This window comes from Cutibacterium equinum (genome assembly GCF_028021195.1).
Lineage (GTDB): Bacteria > Actinomycetota > Actinomycetes > Propionibacteriales > Propionibacteriaceae > Cutibacterium > Cutibacterium equinum.
In genome coordinates this window covers 2348537-2364537 of the sequence record NZ_CP115668.1, presented here as the reverse complement: position 1 = coordinate 2364537, position 16001 = coordinate 2348537, and the positions used below count along the sequence as shown (strand labels likewise).

Below are 16001 nucleotides of genomic sequence, written 5' to 3'. Positions count from 1 at the left end.
CGAAGGAAGAACATGTCCACCCTCACTCATTCGGGAATCAAGCCGAAACCAGAGGAGGAGACGGAGCCCACGTCCGTCGACCTCGACATCACCGGCATGAGCTGCGCTTCCTGCGCTGCCCGGATCACGAAGAAGCTCAACAAGGTCGACGGGGTGCAGGCCACCGTCAATTACGCCACCAACAAGGCCCACGTCCTGACGACCGGGCCGGTCAGCGTCGATGACCTCATCGAGGTGGTCGAGGCGGCCGGCTACGGTGCCGCCCTGCCTGAGCCCGCAGCACCCCCCGAGGACCATGCGGCGAAAATTCGCAACCGACTGATCGTTGCCGTCATCCTCGCGGTTCCGGTGATGCTGCTGTCGATGATTCCTGCCCTCCAGTTCGACGGCTGGCAATGGTTGGCTCTGGCTCTCAGCCTCCCGGTCGTGTTCTGGTGCGGTGCCGGCTTCCATCAAGCCACATGGACGAATCTGCGACATGGCGCCACCACGATGGACACCCTCATCAGCCTGGGGTCCCTGGCCTCGTTCGGGTGGTCGGTGTGGGCCCTGGAGTGGGGAAATGCTGGACATGTCGGTATGCACCACCGCATGACGTGGGCACTGCAACGCCCCGACCCCTCATCAGCCATTTACCTGGAGGCGTCGGTCGGCGTCATCACCTTCATCCTCGTGGGTCGCTGGATCGAAGCTCGCAATCGTGCTGAAGCGGGGTCTGCGTTGCAGGCATTGCTCAGAATGGGCGCGACGTCGGTGCGAGTCGTCAGAAATGGACAGGAGGTCACCGTCCCGATCGAGGCCCTCGAAGTGGGGGACCATTTCGTGGTGCGACCGGGGGAGAAGGTGGCCACCGACGGTCGGGTGGTCGAAGGAAGCTCCGCTGTCGATGCCTCCCTGGTGACCGGTGAATCCCTGCCGGTGGAGGTGAGCCCGGGGGACCACGTCGTGGGTGCCACGATCAATACGTCAGGGCGTCTTGTCATCGAGGCCACTGCCGTCGGAGCAGATACCGAACTGTCTCGGATCGCATCCCTCGTCGAGGCGGCTCAAACGAGTCGGTCCGAGACCCAGGATCTCGCCGACAAGGTCTCCTCGATCTTCGTGCCGATGGTTCTGGTCATCAGCGTGCTGACGATGGTCGTCTGGGGTCTGTTGGGACAAGGGGTCAATGCCGCCTTCACCGCTGGGGTCGCAGTACTCATCATCGCCTGCCCCTGTGCTCTGGGTCTTGCGACCCCGATGGCCCTGCTGGCCGGTACCGGTCGAGGGGCGCGGCTGGGCATTGTTATCAAGGGAGCCCGATCCTTGGAGAGGGCTCGCGGTATTGACGTCTTTGCGATGGACAAGACCGGAACCCTCACCACCGGGCAGATGACTGTGGTCCAGGTGTGGGACGAGTCAGGACGTGCGGTGAACATTTCTGACATTCCACCCGCCCTTCGCGTCGCTGCAGCGCTGGAGGTGGGGTCGGAGCACCCAATTTCGCGCGCCGTCGTCGAGGCGTGCCCCGGAATTGCCCCCGCCGAGGACTTCCAGGCCCTGCCGGGGATGGGTGTGAGCGGAATCGTCGACGGGATGCCGGCGAAGGCTGGCCGGGCCTCACTGTTCGACACCCTCCCTGACGCGCTGGCGAAAAACGTCGAGCGAGCCCAGGGTGAGGGTCGTACGGTGCTCGTCGTCGGTCGAGGTGACGATATTCTCGGCGCGATCGCGGTGAGCGACGAGATCAAGCCGGAGGCCGTCACCGCTGTCAGGCGTCTCCTTGATTCCGGTGTGCGCCCGGTGCTGGTGACCGGTGACAATTCCGGTGCCGCGACCCGTGTGGCGTCAGAATTGGACATCGACGAGGTCATCAGCGAGGTCCTGCCCGAGGACAAGGTTGACGTCGTCAGGCGCCTCCAGGCTGACGGAACCCGCGTTGCGATGATGGGGGACGGCGTCAATGACGCCGCTGCCCTCCAGGCGGCAGATTTGGGCGTCGCCATGGGTACCGGAACCGACGTGGCCATCGCCGCCAGCGACATTGTTTGTACTCGAGGAGACCCGAGGCTCGCTGTTGATGCGCTGTCGCTGGCCCATGCCACGGATCGCACCATCCGTCAGAACCTGTTCTGGGCCTTCGCCTACAACGTGGTGGCCATCCCGGTGGCTGCGGTCGGGTTGTTGAGCCCGATCATCGCCTCGGCAGCGATGGCCTTCAGCTCGATCTTCGTCGTCACGAACTCGATGAGGCTGGTACGTTGGCAGCCTCGGATGAGCGATTCACACTGAGGACCGGAGACGGATCGGCGGGGCCAATAGGGCGTCCACGAACCGCTTGGTGACGCGGTTTTTCGCGGTGCGGGGGTCCTCAGGGCTCGCTGGACGGGCCCCCGTCACGCACACCTGCAGGACGAGCGAATCTTAACTTTCTCAGCAAATCTTTGGAATCTCCCGGTGAACTGCTCTATGGTAAGTGCCGTGCTTCCCACCGGAGGCATGTTTGGCGCGCGCCTGATGTGGCTACGCTGATCCCCTTACCGGGCCCCCGAGCCCCCGATACTGAAGTGGTCGAATGTCGAAAGTTGTAGCCTCCGCGATTACCGGAGCCCTCAGCCTTACCTCGGCTGGCGGTCTCATGATGATCCAGGTGCTTGATCGAGACACCGTGACCTTCTCCGTGGACGGAGTTTCCCAGCAGGCCAAGGTCAAGCCAGGCACGGTCAGGCAGGCCCTCGCCCAGCAGGGAATCACCGTTGGTCCCCACGACGATGTCCAGCCCTCGCTGGATTCCCAGATCCATGACGGTCAGGTCATCACCGTCAATTACGGTCGTCGCGTCGCCGTCACCATCGACGGCAAGAAGGTGGTCCGCTGGACCACCGCCAAGAACGTTTCCGAGGTGCTGGACCAGCTCAACCAGTCTGATCCGGACAACCTCGTCTCGGTGTCGCGCTCCCTGGACATTTCCCGCGCCGGTGTGTCCTTCTCCATGCAGACTGCCAAGGACGTCACGGTCACCGCTGGCGGCAAGACTCAGAAGGTCACCGCGGTCGGAACCGTCGCCGACGCCCTCAAGGCCGCCAAGATCTCCTTCGACTCCCAGGACGTCAGCAATCCGGGTCTGGGCACCCCGCTGGCCGATGGCATGAAGATCACCTTGACGATGGTTGATCAGAAGTCCCAGAAGCGCCGCGTGGCAGTCCCCTTCTCGACCAAGAAGGTCGAGGACTCCTCGCTGGCCAAGGGCAAGACCAAGATCACCACCAAGGGCGTCAAGGGCACCAACGAGGAGACGTGGACCGTCGTCTACAAGGACGGCAAGAAGGTCTCCGAGAAGAAGGTTTCCACCAAGGTCGTCAAGGCCCCGGTGGCCGAGGTTGTCAAGGTTGGCACGAAGAAGGTCACGCCCCCATCGACGTCGTCGCGCTCCAAGGGTGCATCCACCGCATCAAGCTCCAAGGCCGGCTCAACCTCGAATCCGGTGACCAGCGGTACTACCTGCGTGGCCTCCACCTACGGCGAGGGGGACGGCACCGCCGGTCACCCCACCGCTTCCGGTGAGACCTTCGACCCGTCGGGCCTGACCGCTGCCTCGCGGACCCTCCCGCTGGGATCCAGGATTCGCGTCACCAACGTCAACAATGGCCGTACCGTGTCCGTGCGCATCAATGACCGCGGCCCCTACGTCGGTGGGCGTTGCCTCGACTTGTCGACCGCTGCGATGAATGCCATCGCTCCCGGACAGGGCTTGGTGACCGTCCGTTACAGCTGATCCAAGGCTTCATGAGTAAAAGGCCCCGTCACGTGACGGGGCCTTTTACGGTGAGTGGTTCAGACCTGGCGAGTGCTGTCGGGACGAGCGTCGGGTGAGGGTGCCCACCCTCGTGTGAGCCTCAGGCGATGGGGAAGCAGACGTCGCAGACTGGCTCTTCCATGCCGGTGGTGTCCCAATTGGCCCAGTAGACCTCGCGAGGGGCGCCATTGCGCACCATTCCCGCTTCCTCCAGCCAGGCCTCGAAGTCATCGTAGATCTCGTCGATGTCGGGGTACTCGAGTTCGGCCTTGGTGACCGTCACCCAGGCCTCCCGATGGGCCTCCACGGTGCGTACCGTGACGTCCTCGGGCAGCACGGAGTCGTCGATGGAGCCTTGAATCGGCTGGCACACCTCGACCGTGCCATCATGGTCAGCGGTCAGACCGTCGTGGTAGAAGACGAAGGGGGAGTCCTTGCCAAGGGCTGGGTCGCCCGGTGCGAAGCGTTCCAGCGCCTTGAAGGCTTCATCCATGAACGGATCGAGTTCGTCGATGGACACCACCCGGGTCATCGAGATGACGTGGCAGGCATCGACCTGCCTGATCTTGACTGGGCGATCCATCATCGACCTCCATTCGACTCGGCCGAGCCAGCCTTCGAGTTCTTGCTCTGGATGGCTGCTGCGCCCCCGGCAGCTTTGCTCAAGGCACGGTGGCGTCCGTACTCGTCGAGGGTGGGCATGCCGTAGGCGCGGGCCGTCTGGTCGTGCAGTTCGATGACCTGACGGCGAATCCGCTCGGAGAACTCGTGGGCGATTTCACCGGGGACGGGGTCCATCGGGTGTCCAATCGCGACGTGAACCGGGGGACGTCCCTTGGGTAGCCCTGACTGCTCGGAAGGCATGGCAGCCCAGGCGCCGACCAGGGCTATCGGGATGACGGGGACTCCCCGCGAAATTGCCAGAGCGGCAGCACCGGGTTTGAAGGTCCCCATCGCTCCGGTGCGCGACCTCGTCCCCTCGGGGAAAATCAGCAGCGGGACGCCGTCGGTGAGCAGGGATCCGGCCATGCCGCGATGGGAGCGCGGGCTGCGAGCACCTTGCTTGGTCTTGCCCTTGCCTCGATCGACCGGGAATGCGTTGAAGAACAGCACTGGCGTGACGGCCTTCCACCAAGCGGTGAAGAAGTAGTCGGCTGCGGCTCCGGTTGCCAGGTACTTCGAGAGCCGCTTTGGCAGTGCGCCGAAGACCAGCGGGGCGTCGAGATGGGAGGAGTGGTTCGCGACGGCCACGTAGGCACCGTCGAGTCCGTCAAGGTTGTCCACACCGTGCACGGAGACCTTGACCAGCTTCCACACCAGCGGCCGCAGCAGGAGCATGTTGGCTGCCTGACGCGTCACGGCGGACAGATCGTTGGTGTATCGACCCCTGTCCTTGGTGGGCTTGACGCTGGCCATCTCAGGCCTCGCCTCCTGATGTGTGGTGCGGATGATCGTCCTTGTCTCGCGACGAGGACAGGGTTCGTGACAGGAATCTCATGGCAGATCGGGGGGTGTGGGTGGCCACGGCGATGAAGAACTTCCAGAGCGGGGTGGGGATGGACACCACCTTGCCACAATCGAGGTCCTTGAGGGCTTCACGTACCAGGACCTCGGCGTCGATCCAGAAGAAATCGGGCAGGTGGTTCGCGGTGACGTTGGCTCGGGAGTGGAACTCGGTGTGGACCCATCCGGGGCACAGGGCCATGGCCTTGACGCCGGTGCCGGCCAGTTCATTGGCGAGGCCCTCGGTGAAGGTGAGCACCCACGCCTTGATGGCTGAGTAGTTGCCGGTGTTGATCCAGGCGCTGGAGGAGGAGACGTTGAGGATCGCTCCGTGATGCCGGGACTTCATGGCTCTGCCAGCTGCGGCTGAGAGCACCAGAACTGCCCTCATCATGACCTCGAAGGCACGGTCCTGCAGTTCGAGGGCGTCGGGGTCGAGGATTTTGGCATGCACCGCGAAGCCGGCGTTGTTGACGAGCAGATCGATGGGGTGGGCAGAATCCTCCAGGCGTGTGGCGATCCGATCGACGTCTTCGCGCTGCGACAGGTCTGCCTCGATCGTTTCGACCGACACTCCGTAGCGGGCTTGGACATCCGCCTTGATGGTGGCCATCCGCTCGGTGTCGCGGGCGACGATGACGATGTCGTCGCCACGGGCAGCCAGTTGGGTGACGAACTCGCGGCCAATACCTGATGTGCCACCCGTGACCATGCTCGTTGCCATGCCCTCCAATCTACGACACTGGGGGGATCGTCACCATCTTCACATGGACTTTCGTCGGCGTTGCGCTGAAGCGAACAGTCTGAGTCGTCGAACGGTCGGTTCCTCGTGGCACAGTGTTGGCATGACGAAGTGGATCATTGGCGGTCATGTCGACACCGCCGACGCCGTGGCACAGGCGGCCGCACGGGGAGCCGACATTGCCCAGATCAGCCTGGGTGACCCGCAATCCTGGGCCAAGCCGGTCTGTGACTTCCCCGGCGGCGCCCAGGCCCTCAAGGAGGCTGCCGAGGACGCGGGGTTGACGCTCGTTGTGCACTCGGCCTTCGTCATCAACGTCGCATCCCTCAACAACCGCATCCGCATTCCCAGCCGCAAGCTGTTGCAGCAGACTCTCGACGCTGCCGCCGAGATCGGGGCGATGGGTGTTGTCGTCCACGGGGGCCATGTGCGCGCTGGGGAGTCGATCGAGAAGGGTCAGGACAACTGGCGCAAAGCCATCGACGGATTCGAGTTCCCCGTGCCGCTCTTCGTCGAGAACACTGCCGGTGGGGACAACGCGATGGCCCGCTTCCTGGAGAGGCTGTCAGGAACGTGGCAGGCCATCGGTGCTGCCTCGGGTCATGAGAATGTCGGGTTCTGTCTGGACACCTGTCACGCCTTCGCGGCGGGTCTTGACATGACGAGCTTGGTTGACGACGTGCGTGGAATCACGGGTCGGATCGACCTCGTGCACGCCAATGACTCCCAAGGGCCGGCTGGTTCGGGGCGGGATCGCCACGCCAACCTGGGTGAGGGGGAGTGCGACGCCGACACGCTGGTCGACGTCATCCGTGCTGCGCAGGCCCCGGTCGTCGTCGAGACGCCAGGGGATGGTCAGGGGCAGGCGCGCGATATCGCCTGGCTGCGTGAGCACTTGTGAGGACAGTCTGTGTTGGACGGTCAGGGAACATTACGATGAAGTGTCAGGTGTGCACCGGCGAGGGGGAACGGGTATGACATCGAGCACGCGTCAGTCTCACAAGGCTGGACTCGACCCAGCCGGGGAACTTCTCGGCCAACCGATACCGGGGGAGAATCTCGTCGAGAATCACCTCGCCCACATGTTTCGTGACACGGTTGCGAATCATGGTTTTCGTCCCGCGACCCGAGTTCGTCAGGATGATCAGTGGATCATTCGCACCTATGCGGAGACGGGCCGTCGCGTCGCTGGTTTGGCGCGGGCATTCGTCACCCCAGGGGTGGTGACCGAGGACGGCCTGCAGCGCGGCGACCGTATCTCCCTGTTCGCTGGCAACTGCCCGGAGTGGATTGAGGCTGATCTGGCTGGCATGACGATCGGTGCCGTTCCGGTGCCCATCTACCCGACGTCGACCCCCGACCAGATCGTCCACATCGTCACTGATGCCGGGGTTCGGGCCATCGTCACCGCTGGCCCCAAGGAGCTCGACCGCATTCTCGAGGCGCGCGACCAGATGCCCTGCCTGGAGACGGTCGTGCTGATCAACCCGGCCGATCTCGTTGGTGATCATGACGGTTTGACGGTGCTCTCACTGGAGCAGGTGCGTCAGGCTGGGATCAGTGAGGAGGCTCAGCCCGTCGTCGAGGAGCGCATGGGGCAATCGTGTGCTGACGACGTCGCCGCGCTCATATACACCTCGGGGACCACCGGGCAGCCCAAGGGAGTCATGATCAGCCACCGCGCGGCCCTGGCTGAGTTGCAGGCCCTTGACGCCTTCTTCGACTTCTCCCCGGCTGACCACTCCCTGAGTTTCCTGCCGCTGTCCCACGCCCTGGAGTGGGGCTGGTCGATGGTGGTCATCCGGCACGGGTGCCTCAACACCTTCGTGTCCAACCCCAAAACCATCTCGCAGATGTTGGTCGACGTCCGGCCGACCCTGTTCGTCTCGGTGCCGAAACTGTACGAGCAGGTCATGAAGGTGGCGCGGGAGAAGGTCGCTGACTCCGCCGCCAAGCTCAAGATCTTCGAATGGTCGATCGAGGTTGGACGCCAGTGGTGGCAGACCCAGCAAGAGGGGCGTCGTCCCAGCATCGGCCTGGAAGCACGACACAAGGTGGCCGATCGTCTCGTCCTGAAAGCCATTCGTGACGCTGTCGGAGGCCCCAAGACGGTGCTGGCGGCTGGTGGTGCTCCCCTGCGCAAGGAAGTCGAGGAGTTCTTCGCCGCATGCGGTCTGCTGGTGTGCCAGGGCTACGGGCTGACGGAGGCGTCCCCGCTGGTGAGCTTCAACTCCCCAGGCGGGTGCAAGTTCGGCACCGCCGGTAAACCGCTGGTGGGCAGCCAGATGTCGACCACTGATGAAGGGGAGATCCTCTACCGTGGTCCGAACATCATGAAGGGGTACTGGAAGGCCCCCCAGGATACTGCGGCGGCGATTGAGGACGGGTGGCTTCACACCGGTGACATCGGATACATCGATGACGACGGCTTCCTCGTCATCACCGATCGGCTCAAGGACATCATCGTCACCCTCAATGGCAAGAACATTTCTCCGCAGCCCATCGAGAACTCCCTCATGAAGGATCCTCTCTTCGAACATGCGGTGCTGCTGGGCGACAATCGACCTTGTCTGACCCTGCTCGTCAAGCCCTCCTTGCCTCAGGTGGAGGAGATTGCCGAGAGGCTGCACATCTCGTCGATGACTGGCCCGGAGATGTTGCGCTCTGAGGAGCTGGCCGAGGAGATTCGACGCCGTGTTGCCGATATCACCGAGAAGCTGCCTCACCAGGAGCAGATTCGTGACATGCGGGTGCTGTGGGACGAGTTCACGATGGACAACGGCCTGCTCACACCGACCCTCAAGGTGCGACGCCGCGAGGTGGAGAAGAGATTCACCGAGGTTGTCGAGGAGATGTACACCAAGATCGCGATACGTCGTAAGGCAGGTAAGGGAGGCTCGAAGGGCTGATTTCTTCGCAACCCGCGTGGCCCATCGGTGCGGCTGGCGGGATTTCTGCCCCCGTCCCACATTGATGGGCGGGAAACGACAACGGAAGGAACAATGACATCCCACGCATCAGATGAGAGGCCCTCCACGCCCCTTGTACGTCAACGTCTGCCGTTGTCAGTGGTGGCAAAACCGACAGGTGCAGCATGCAATCTGGACTGTGAGTACTGCTTCTTCCTGTCGAAGGAACTGCTCTATGACGCGCCCCGTCAGCGGATGGACGACGACACCTTGCGTGACTATGTCGCGGAGTTCTTGGCTGCCAGCGACGACGGCGAGGTCACGATGCTGTGGCAGGGTGGCGAGCCGACGATGAGGGGGCTGCCCTTCTTCCGGAGGGTTGTCGAACTTGCCGACGAGTATCGACGACCGCGTCAGAATGTGACCCACGCCATTCAGACGAATGCCACGCTCCTCGATGACGAGTGGGCGAAGTTTCTGGCTGAGCAGGATTTCCTCGTCGGTGTGTCCATTGATGGCCCGGCCCACCTCCATGATGCGTATCGTAAGAACCGCGGTGGACGTGGCACGTATGACATGGTCGTGCGCGGATACCGTCTTTTGCAGAAAGCGGGAGTCCGGACCAATATCTTGTGCACCGTCAATGCTGCCAATCAGCATTCGGGTCTCGAGGTGTATCGGCATTTCCGCGATGACTTGGGGGCGCAGTACCTTCAGTTCATACCCATCGTCGAGAGGGTGAACGACGAGGATCTTCCGGTGGCTGAGGCAGGATGGCGGACCGCGTCGGGGCAGCGGCTGCTCTATCGCCAGGCCGGTGCTGCGGTGACGTCCCGCAGCGTCGATCCGATGGCTTACGGCCAGTTCCTCACCGAGATCTTCGAGGAATGGGTCCAGCATGACGTCGGAACGGTCTTCATTCAGGATCTCGACGCCGCGCTGTCGGCCATGTTCGGCATTCACCCGGTGTGCGTTCATGCCCCGCAATGCGGCAACAACGTAGCCATGGAATTCAATGGTGACGTTTATGCGTGCGATCACTGGGTTGAGCCTGATTGGCGGCTCGGGTCCATTCGAGAGGCGTCCTTCGCGGAGCTGGTGTCGACGGACACGATGCGGGAATTCTCCAAGAAGAAGAATCTTCATCTGACCCAGCAATGTCGTAAGTGTCCGCATTTGAGAATGTGCCAGGGTGGATGCCCCAAGGATCGTTTCATGACCTCGGATGATGGTGACGAAGGTCAAAATTACCTGTGCCCTGGGTATTTCCATTTCTACTCGTCGATCCGTCCCGATCTCGTTGCCATGGCTCGGCTGGTGCGCGCCAACCGAGCCCCCGCCGAGATTCTTGATCCCCAGGTGAGGAACAGGTTGCGCCCTTCGGTTCGCTGACAGTCGGTGCCCATCAGTCAGCTCTCGGCGTGTGCGACCTGAGACAAGGGCCGATGACGGTCCAAGGAGCTGCTGACGGTCTGCGTGCGGACATCGGCGCTGCCCATTTTCATCAGCACACTGGGGGCATCCACCACTCGAGTGCTCCGGGCCTTCCTGGGTTGATGCTTTTCGACGGGGCCGATGGGAAAGGACAACCGCATCGGGTGTCCCGCAGCGAGGCGAGGACCGAGGCCGCCAACCTCGCCCTGATGGAGTGAGGTTTCGCACAATTCTCGTTGTTTGGTGACCGTGGCTGCGGTCAAAAATCCCCCGTTCTTATGCCCCAGTTATCGTCGGGCGACGTCGATGTCGTCCTCAGGTTGACCAGCAAAGGAGCGAGTGGATGTCCACCACGACCAGTTCCGCAGCGTCAGGAAAGACGGGCGCACCTCTCGAACCACGCCGCGCTGCCGCGCGCAAGTACGCTACCTCGTTGGCGATTATCGCCACCCTCGGTCCCTTCTTCTACGGGTTCGAGGGCATGGTCCTCAACGGAGCCATCAAGGCCGTCGGGTCCGAGTTCCACCTGGGAGCCCTTGCCCAGGGTGTTGCCGGTTCCGCCGGCATCATCGGTGGACTGATCGGCGCCATTTTTGCCGGCCGAATCTCAGACCGCATCGGGCGGCGCGCGACCCTGATATGGGTCGGGCCTTTCCTGCTCTTCGAGGCGGTCCTGGGCGCCATGTCTCCCTGGTTGGGCGGATACCCCTTCCTACTGGTGTGCCGCATCGTCGGTGGCATCGGCTTCGGGGCTGCGACAACGGTCGCTCCCGGCTACGTCGCTGAGATTGCTCCGGCGGACATTCGTGGCCGTCTCATCGCCTTCCGGCAGCTGGCTATCATTCTGGGTCTCTTCTTCGCCGGCATCATCAACATCTTGGTCTCCCGTAGCGCCGGCGGCACGGAGGCAACTCTGGCCCTCGGCCTCAAGGCGTGGCAGTGGATGTTCCTGTGCCTGCTCATCCCGGCAGTTTTCTACGTCATCATGACAGCTCGTATCCCTGAATCCCCGCGCTGGCTCGTCGCCGCCGGACGAGAGGACAAGGCCGCTGCCGTGCTGTCCAAGGTCACCGGTGACACCGCCGAGGAGGCCGAGGAGCGCGTCGACGCCATTCGCAAGACCTTGGGAGCCGAGGAGCGCACCCTCGGGATACGCGCCGTCATGAACTCACAGTGGAAGGGTCTCGTGTTCGTTGGGATGGCCATCGCCGCGTTCCAGCAACTCACCGGTACCAACGGTGTCTTCTTCTACTCCAATACCCTCTTCGAGGCTGTCGGATTCTCTGAAGACATGGCCCTCCAACAAACCCTCCTCCTCACCTGCTTCAAGATCGTTGGCGTCGTCACCGGCATCGTGCTGGTCGATCGCGTTGGTCGCAAGCGGATGCTCATGTGGGGCGGTACCCTCATCTTCCTCTCGTTGGCCGTTGTCGCCCTCGTCTTCACCATCGCCCCAATGGGGCCCGATGGCCCCGACGTCGCATCCAACCCGTTCCTGGGATTCCTGGCCGTTGCCGCCCTGTGCTGCTTCCTACTCGGATTCACCTCTTCGTGGGGCCCGATCTTCTCGATCGTCATGGGCGAGATGTTCCCCAACCAGATTCGTGGCGCGGCCATGTCGATGGCCTCCGGTGCTGACTTCTTCGTCAACTTCTTGGTGGTTCTGCTCTTCCCGTTCCTCGTCTCCTGGTCGCCGGCCGGCACCTACTGGCTCTACTGCGGTTTCGGCATCCTCGCCGTCATCTTCACTGGCCGTTACCTTCATGAGACGGCTGGCAAGGAACTCGAGGATATGGGTGCTTGAGGTCCGCGTTACTCACAGATGATTCACAGAAAGGAAAGGATTATGACTGAAAACCCCACCGGGACACCCCGGGAGCGGGACATTCCCGACAACGTCCGCAACGTCCTGGTCATCATGACCGACCAGCACCGAGTCGACACCATTGGCTGCCTTGGTAATCCCCACGCCCACACCCCAGTCCTCGACGAGATGGGCAACAACGGGTTCGCCTTCACCCACGCCTTCACCCCAACGGCGATCTGCACCCCGGCGCGTGCCTCCCTCATGACCGGACGGCTTCCGATCAAGCACCAGGTGCTGGCCAATCCGGAGTGGAACATCGCCTACGGTACGAAGATCCCCCTCGACGCTTGGACCTACACCCAGGAGCTGCGAGACAACGGGTACAACGTCGGCATCGTCGGCAAGTACCACTGTGGAGCGAACCTGCCATCGGCCTTTGGGGCTGACGACGACACCTACTGGGGGGCCGAGAACCCGGTCGGTAACGAGAAATATGTCGCCTGGCTCAAGGAGAACGATCTTCCGCCGGTCAAGGCCCACGACCTGTGGCGCGGTGAGCTGCCCGGCAAGCGTCCTGGTCACATCCTTGCCGCTCGACTCGACCAACCCGAGGAGGCGACGTTCGAGCGTTTCCTGGCTGATCGGGCCATCGGACGCCTGCGCGAGTACGCCAAGGACTGGAAGGACAGCGGCAAACCCTTCTGCCTCGACGTCCACTTCTTCGGGCCTCACCTGCCCTACTTCCTGCCCGATGAGTGGTTCGACCTCATCGACCCTGACGACGTCACCCTGCCTGAGAATTTTGGCGACTCCCTCATCGGCAAGCCTCCGGTGCAGCAGAACTACGCGACCTACTGGTCGACGTCGAGTTTCAGCAACGACCAGTGGCGCAAACTCATCGCGGTGTACTGGGGCTACGTCGCCATGATCGATTTCGAGATCGGCCGAATCATGGATGCCGCTCGGGAGCTCGGCGTGCTCGACGACACCGCGGTCTTCTTCACCGCCGACCACGGAGAGTTCACCGGGTCGCATCGGATGAACGACAAGGGCCCGGCCATGTACGACGACATTTACAACGTCCCGTTCATCGCCCACATCCCAGGTGTGTCCACCGTGGGTCGCAGTGACGCTTTTGTGTCTCTCATCGACCTGCCCGCCACCGTCATGGACATCGCCGGACTCGACCCTGCCCTCGTGCCTGACGGCCGCTCGATCGTCGACCTCACCCGTGGCGAGCAAGTACCGGGATGGCGCGAGAACATCGTCTGCGAGTTCCACGGCCACCATTTCCCGCTCCAGCAGCGCATGTTGCGCACTCGGGAGTTCAAGCTGGTCATGAACCACGAGTCGATCAACGAGCTCTACGACTTGCGGGTGGACCCGGCCGAGATGAACAACGTCTATACGGTCCCGGTCTATGACGAGATTCGCCGCGAGCTGGCCAAGGAACTTTACCGTCAGCTGCGCGAGCGGGGAGATCACTCCTTTGCCAAGTGGATGGCCGCGATGGTCGATTTTGACGTGCCGTTGGTCAACACCGCCCGATCTGACCTCGACGAGGTCGTCACCGACTGATCTCGGTTCCCCTTCGTCTGCCCGTCTGAGAATCGCTGCTCAGGCGGGCAGCGGCGTACCCTGTGGCACACTGAAGGCACTCGTCCTCACGGCGGAAGGGCAGTGACGCCAATGGAGTACCTGACACGTCCTCAGGCCGAAACCCTGGAACAGCGAATCATCGCCGCGTTGTCGACAGGTTCGTACACCCGGGCCGAGCTGTGCGACGTCCTCGACATTTCCCGTCCCGTCCTCGGGCGTGCCCTCGATGGTCTGCGGGCTCAAGGGGTTGTTGACCATCTCGTTGATCCCCACCCTCATGGCCGGGGACGTCCGGTGGAGCGACTCACCCTGCGCGCCGGGGTGGTGGCCGTACTCGGCTTCGACATCTCTCGCTCCCGAGCCCTGGCTGTGGCCGTGGACCACCAAGGATCCCGGGTGGCGGAGGTCTCGCACGGTCGCGAGCCTTCTGAGGAGTGGGAGGACGACCTGGCCGAGTTGGTGAAAGCCCTTGCCACAGTGATGTCGGATGGCGGACTGGAGACCGACTATGTGACAGCCATTGGCGTCGGGTTACCGGTGCCGGTCGGACGCGGGGACGTGTACGCCTCGAAGGTGGCCTCACTGACGAGGCGGTGGTGGGATGCGCCGGTTATCGTCGACAACACCATCCGGATGGCTGCATTGCGGGAAGCTCGTGACGGTGCCGGCAGTGGGGTCGCAGAACAGTTCTACGTCCACCTCGGGTGGGGTGTCGGTGGCACAGTCATCGTCGCCGATCACGTTCGTGACGGGGCCACCGGATACGCGGGGGAATTGGCCGTTGCCGCGATCCTCTCGGTGGTGACGTCGCGGGGCCACCGGATACGCGGGGGAATTGGGACACGCGCGGGTCCCGCAGTCCAGCCGTCGCTGTTACTGCGGCAAGACGGGGTGCCTGGAGACGGTGGCGTCGATTCCTGCCGTGTGTCAGGCAGCAGGGGTGGATGATCTTGATGCCCTCGCCGGCTCTGTGGCAAGGGGTGACAAAAATGCTCGCGGGGCCTTGCGGCAAGCGGCGGAGTCGGTTGCCTGCGTGAGCGCTGCGGCCGTTCTTCTCATGAGCCCCTCGCGAGTCGTTGTCGGGGGAGAGTTGCCGCACGCCTGCCCCCAGATTGTCACGGACCTTCACGATGCCCTGGCCGAAGAGTTGATTCCAGGAGTTCCGTGGGACATTGACGTCGTACCGGCGATTCTCGATGACGAGGACCGGGCCATGGGTGCCGCCATTGCGGCTGGGACCTACAGCCAGGGCTAGCAGGTCGGATCGGGTGATCGGGAATCTGCGCGAGTGGGTGCCGACCTCGGACAATGCGCGCCCCGGTCGATGGGTGTACCGGTCGATGTGTGCCTTGGACTGCCTGCCGATCGGTGGACCTCATATCCTCCTGACCATTTTCGTCAGCTCGGGCGCCGTCCCGGCATCGCAGTGCACACGTGGCCGGTGAGGGGCGAGTTTTGTCGTCGGGATCCGCGCGGTGCCGCTCGGTCATCAGGATCCGTGCGGTGTTGCCCGGTCATCAGGAGGTTCGCGCGGTGCTACCCGGCACCAGCACTGACTCTCAGCCCGACGATGACTGACGGCGGGTGGCGATTTTTGTCACCAGGCCTGAGGAACGGGCACTGCCGGTCCCCGGGCACTGGTGTGCCGACAGTTTTCGCCATCGGGTGAGTTACCACCCACGATGACGCGGTGTGAATCGTCGCCCGGCCGCTGTCCCTAGACTGTGCAGACATGGGACTGCGCGACCTGCTGGTGAATCATGGAATGGCCGAGGGAGGCCTTGAACTGCCCGACGTCCTCAACATCCTTGCCAAAGGAGGAGTTCTCGTCGACGTCAGGACTCCTCGCGAATACGAGGCCGGTCACGCCCCTGGGGCTCGGCTCGTCAATCCCAAGGAGTTGATCGCCGACCCATTCACTGCCGTCTATGGCGATGACCCGTTGGCTGAACCTGATCCTCATTTCGTCCTGGTGTGCGACACCGGGTTGCGATCCGGTCACCTGGTGGACCGGGTGCGGGAGAAGGGCTACACCTGCGACTTCCTCGCATCCGGCCTGCGCGCCTGGCGAGCTGGTGGGGAAATTCTCATCCCTGGGCCGCCGCGCGGACACTGACACGTCGCAGTGAGCCGCCACGGGCGTTCTATGTCGCTTTCTGGCGACTACCCCCCTGATATCCTGATGTCAGCTCCTCCAAGCGAACATCGCCCCCTCACCGACTGGTGAGGGGG

Annotated in this window: 13 protein-coding genes; 10 read left to right on the top strand and 3 right to left on the bottom strand. The window is 63.1% G+C overall.

Annotated features, from left to right (window positions below; translation table 11 throughout):
• Positions 1 to 12 precede the first annotated feature (12 nt).
• A complete protein-coding gene (locus tag O6R08_RS10710; RefSeq protein WP_271418084.1) occupies positions 13 to 2271 on the top strand; it encodes a heavy metal translocating P-type ATPase in 2259 nt (752 codons plus the stop codon).
• 283 nt (positions 2272 to 2554) lie between these two features.
• Positions 2555 to 3754, top strand: a complete 1200-nt coding sequence (locus tag O6R08_RS10705; RefSeq protein WP_271418083.1) for a septal ring lytic transglycosylase RlpA family protein — start codon at positions 2555 to 2557, stop codon at positions 3752 to 3754.
• Between the two features lie 121 nt (positions 3755 to 3875).
• Here O6R08_RS10705 and O6R08_RS10700 read toward each other — a convergent pair whose 3' ends face one another.
• Genes O6R08_RS10700 through O6R08_RS10690 form a run of 3 tightly spaced genes read right to left on the bottom strand, consistent with a single transcriptional unit; the run spans position 3876 to position 6002 of the window.
• The gene (locus O6R08_RS10700; protein WP_271418082.1) at positions 3876 to 4358 is read right to left on the bottom strand and encodes a GyrI-like domain-containing protein; all 483 of its coding nucleotides are present in this window, start codon (positions 4356 to 4358) and stop codon (positions 3876 to 3878) included.
• Positions 4358 to 5191, bottom strand: coding sequence for a lysophospholipid acyltransferase family protein (locus tag O6R08_RS10695; protein WP_271418081.1), 834 nt, complete (start codon positions 5189 to 5191; stop codon positions 4358 to 4360). Before O6R08_RS10695 ends, O6R08_RS10700 begins: the two co-directional genes overlap by 1 nt.
• Before the next feature lies 1 nt (position 5192).
• Entirely contained in the window at positions 5193 to 6002 is an 810-nt protein-coding gene (locus O6R08_RS10690) for an SDR family NAD(P)-dependent oxidoreductase (RefSeq protein ID WP_271418080.1), read from the bottom strand.
• 121 nt (positions 6003 to 6123) lie between these two features.
• Between O6R08_RS10690 and O6R08_RS10685 the strand changes: the two genes are divergently transcribed.
• The 8 genes from O6R08_RS10685 (at position 6124) to O6R08_RS10650 (ending at position 15885) form a co-directional block, all read left to right on the top strand.
• Positions 6124 to 6921, top strand: a complete 798-nt coding sequence (locus tag O6R08_RS10685) for a deoxyribonuclease IV (protein WP_271418079.1) — start codon at positions 6124 to 6126, stop codon at positions 6919 to 6921.
• A 73-nt stretch (positions 6922 to 6994) separates the two neighbouring features.
• Entirely contained in the window at positions 6995 to 8929 is a 1935-nt protein-coding gene (locus tag O6R08_RS10680) for an AMP-dependent synthetase/ligase (RefSeq protein ID WP_271418078.1), read from the top strand.
• 162 nt (positions 8930 to 9091) lie between these two features.
• Entirely contained in the window at positions 9092 to 10321 is a 1230-nt protein-coding gene (locus O6R08_RS10675; protein WP_271418077.1) for an anaerobic sulfatase maturase, read from the top strand.
• Positions 10322 to 10706: 385 nt separating this feature from the next.
• Complete coding sequence (locus tag O6R08_RS10670) at positions 10707 to 12167, top strand: sugar porter family MFS transporter (RefSeq protein ID WP_271418076.1); 1461 nt, start codon at positions 10707 to 10709, stop codon at positions 12165 to 12167.
• Positions 12168 to 12209: 42 nt separating this feature from the next.
• Positions 12210 to 13748, top strand: coding sequence for a sulfatase-like hydrolase/transferase (locus O6R08_RS10665; RefSeq protein ID WP_271418075.1), 1539 nt, complete (start codon positions 12210 to 12212; stop codon positions 13746 to 13748).
• A gap of 111 nt (positions 13749 to 13859) precedes the next feature.
• Positions 13860 to 14717 carry an ROK family transcriptional regulator gene (locus O6R08_RS10660; protein WP_271418074.1) on the top strand — a complete coding sequence of 286 codons (858 nt, stop codon included), beginning with the start codon at positions 13860 to 13862 and terminating at the stop codon, positions 14715 to 14717.
• Positions 14605 to 15024 (top strand): ROK family protein, encoded by a 420-nt coding sequence (locus O6R08_RS10655; protein WP_271418073.1) that lies wholly within the window; start codon positions 14605 to 14607, stop codon positions 15022 to 15024. Before O6R08_RS10660 ends, O6R08_RS10655 begins: the two co-directional genes overlap by 113 nt.
• Before the next feature lie 477 nt (positions 15025 to 15501).
• Positions 15502 to 15885, top strand: a complete 384-nt coding sequence (locus O6R08_RS10650) for a rhodanese-like domain-containing protein (protein WP_271418072.1) — start codon at positions 15502 to 15504, stop codon at positions 15883 to 15885.
• Positions 15886 to 16001 lie beyond the last annotated feature (116 nt).

Coding starts and splice junctions, on each gene's coding strand:
- O6R08_RS10710 (WP_271418084.1), top strand. CDS start 13: ATGTCCACCCTCACTCATTCGGGAATCAAGCCGAAACCAGAGGAGGAG.
- O6R08_RS10705 (WP_271418083.1), top strand. CDS start 2,555: ATGTCGAAAGTTGTAGCCTCCGCGATTACCGGAGCCCTCAGCCTTACC.
- O6R08_RS10665 (WP_271418075.1), top strand. CDS start 12,210: ATGACTGAAAACCCCACCGGGACACCCCGGGAGCGGGACATTCCCGAC.
- O6R08_RS10695 (WP_271418081.1), bottom strand. CDS start 5,191: ATGGCCAGCGTCAAGCCCACCAAGGACAGGGGTCGATACACCAACGAT.
- O6R08_RS10690 (WP_271418080.1), bottom strand. CDS start 6,002: ATGGCAACGAGCATGGTCACGGGTGGCACATCAGGTATTGGCCGCGAG.
- O6R08_RS10660 (WP_271418074.1), top strand. CDS start 13,860: ATGGAGTACCTGACACGTCCTCAGGCCGAAACCCTGGAACAGCGAATC.
- O6R08_RS10685 (WP_271418079.1), top strand. CDS start 6,124: ATGACGAAGTGGATCATTGGCGGTCATGTCGACACCGCCGACGCCGTG.
- O6R08_RS10680 (WP_271418078.1), top strand. CDS start 6,995: ATGACATCGAGCACGCGTCAGTCTCACAAGGCTGGACTCGACCCAGCC.
- O6R08_RS10670 (WP_271418076.1), top strand. CDS start 10,707: ATGTCCACCACGACCAGTTCCGCAGCGTCAGGAAAGACGGGCGCACCT.
- O6R08_RS10700 (WP_271418082.1), bottom strand. CDS start 4,358: ATGGATCGCCCAGTCAAGATCAGGCAGGTCGATGCCTGCCACGTCATC.
- O6R08_RS10650 (WP_271418072.1), top strand. CDS start 15,502: ATGGGACTGCGCGACCTGCTGGTGAATCATGGAATGGCCGAGGGAGGC.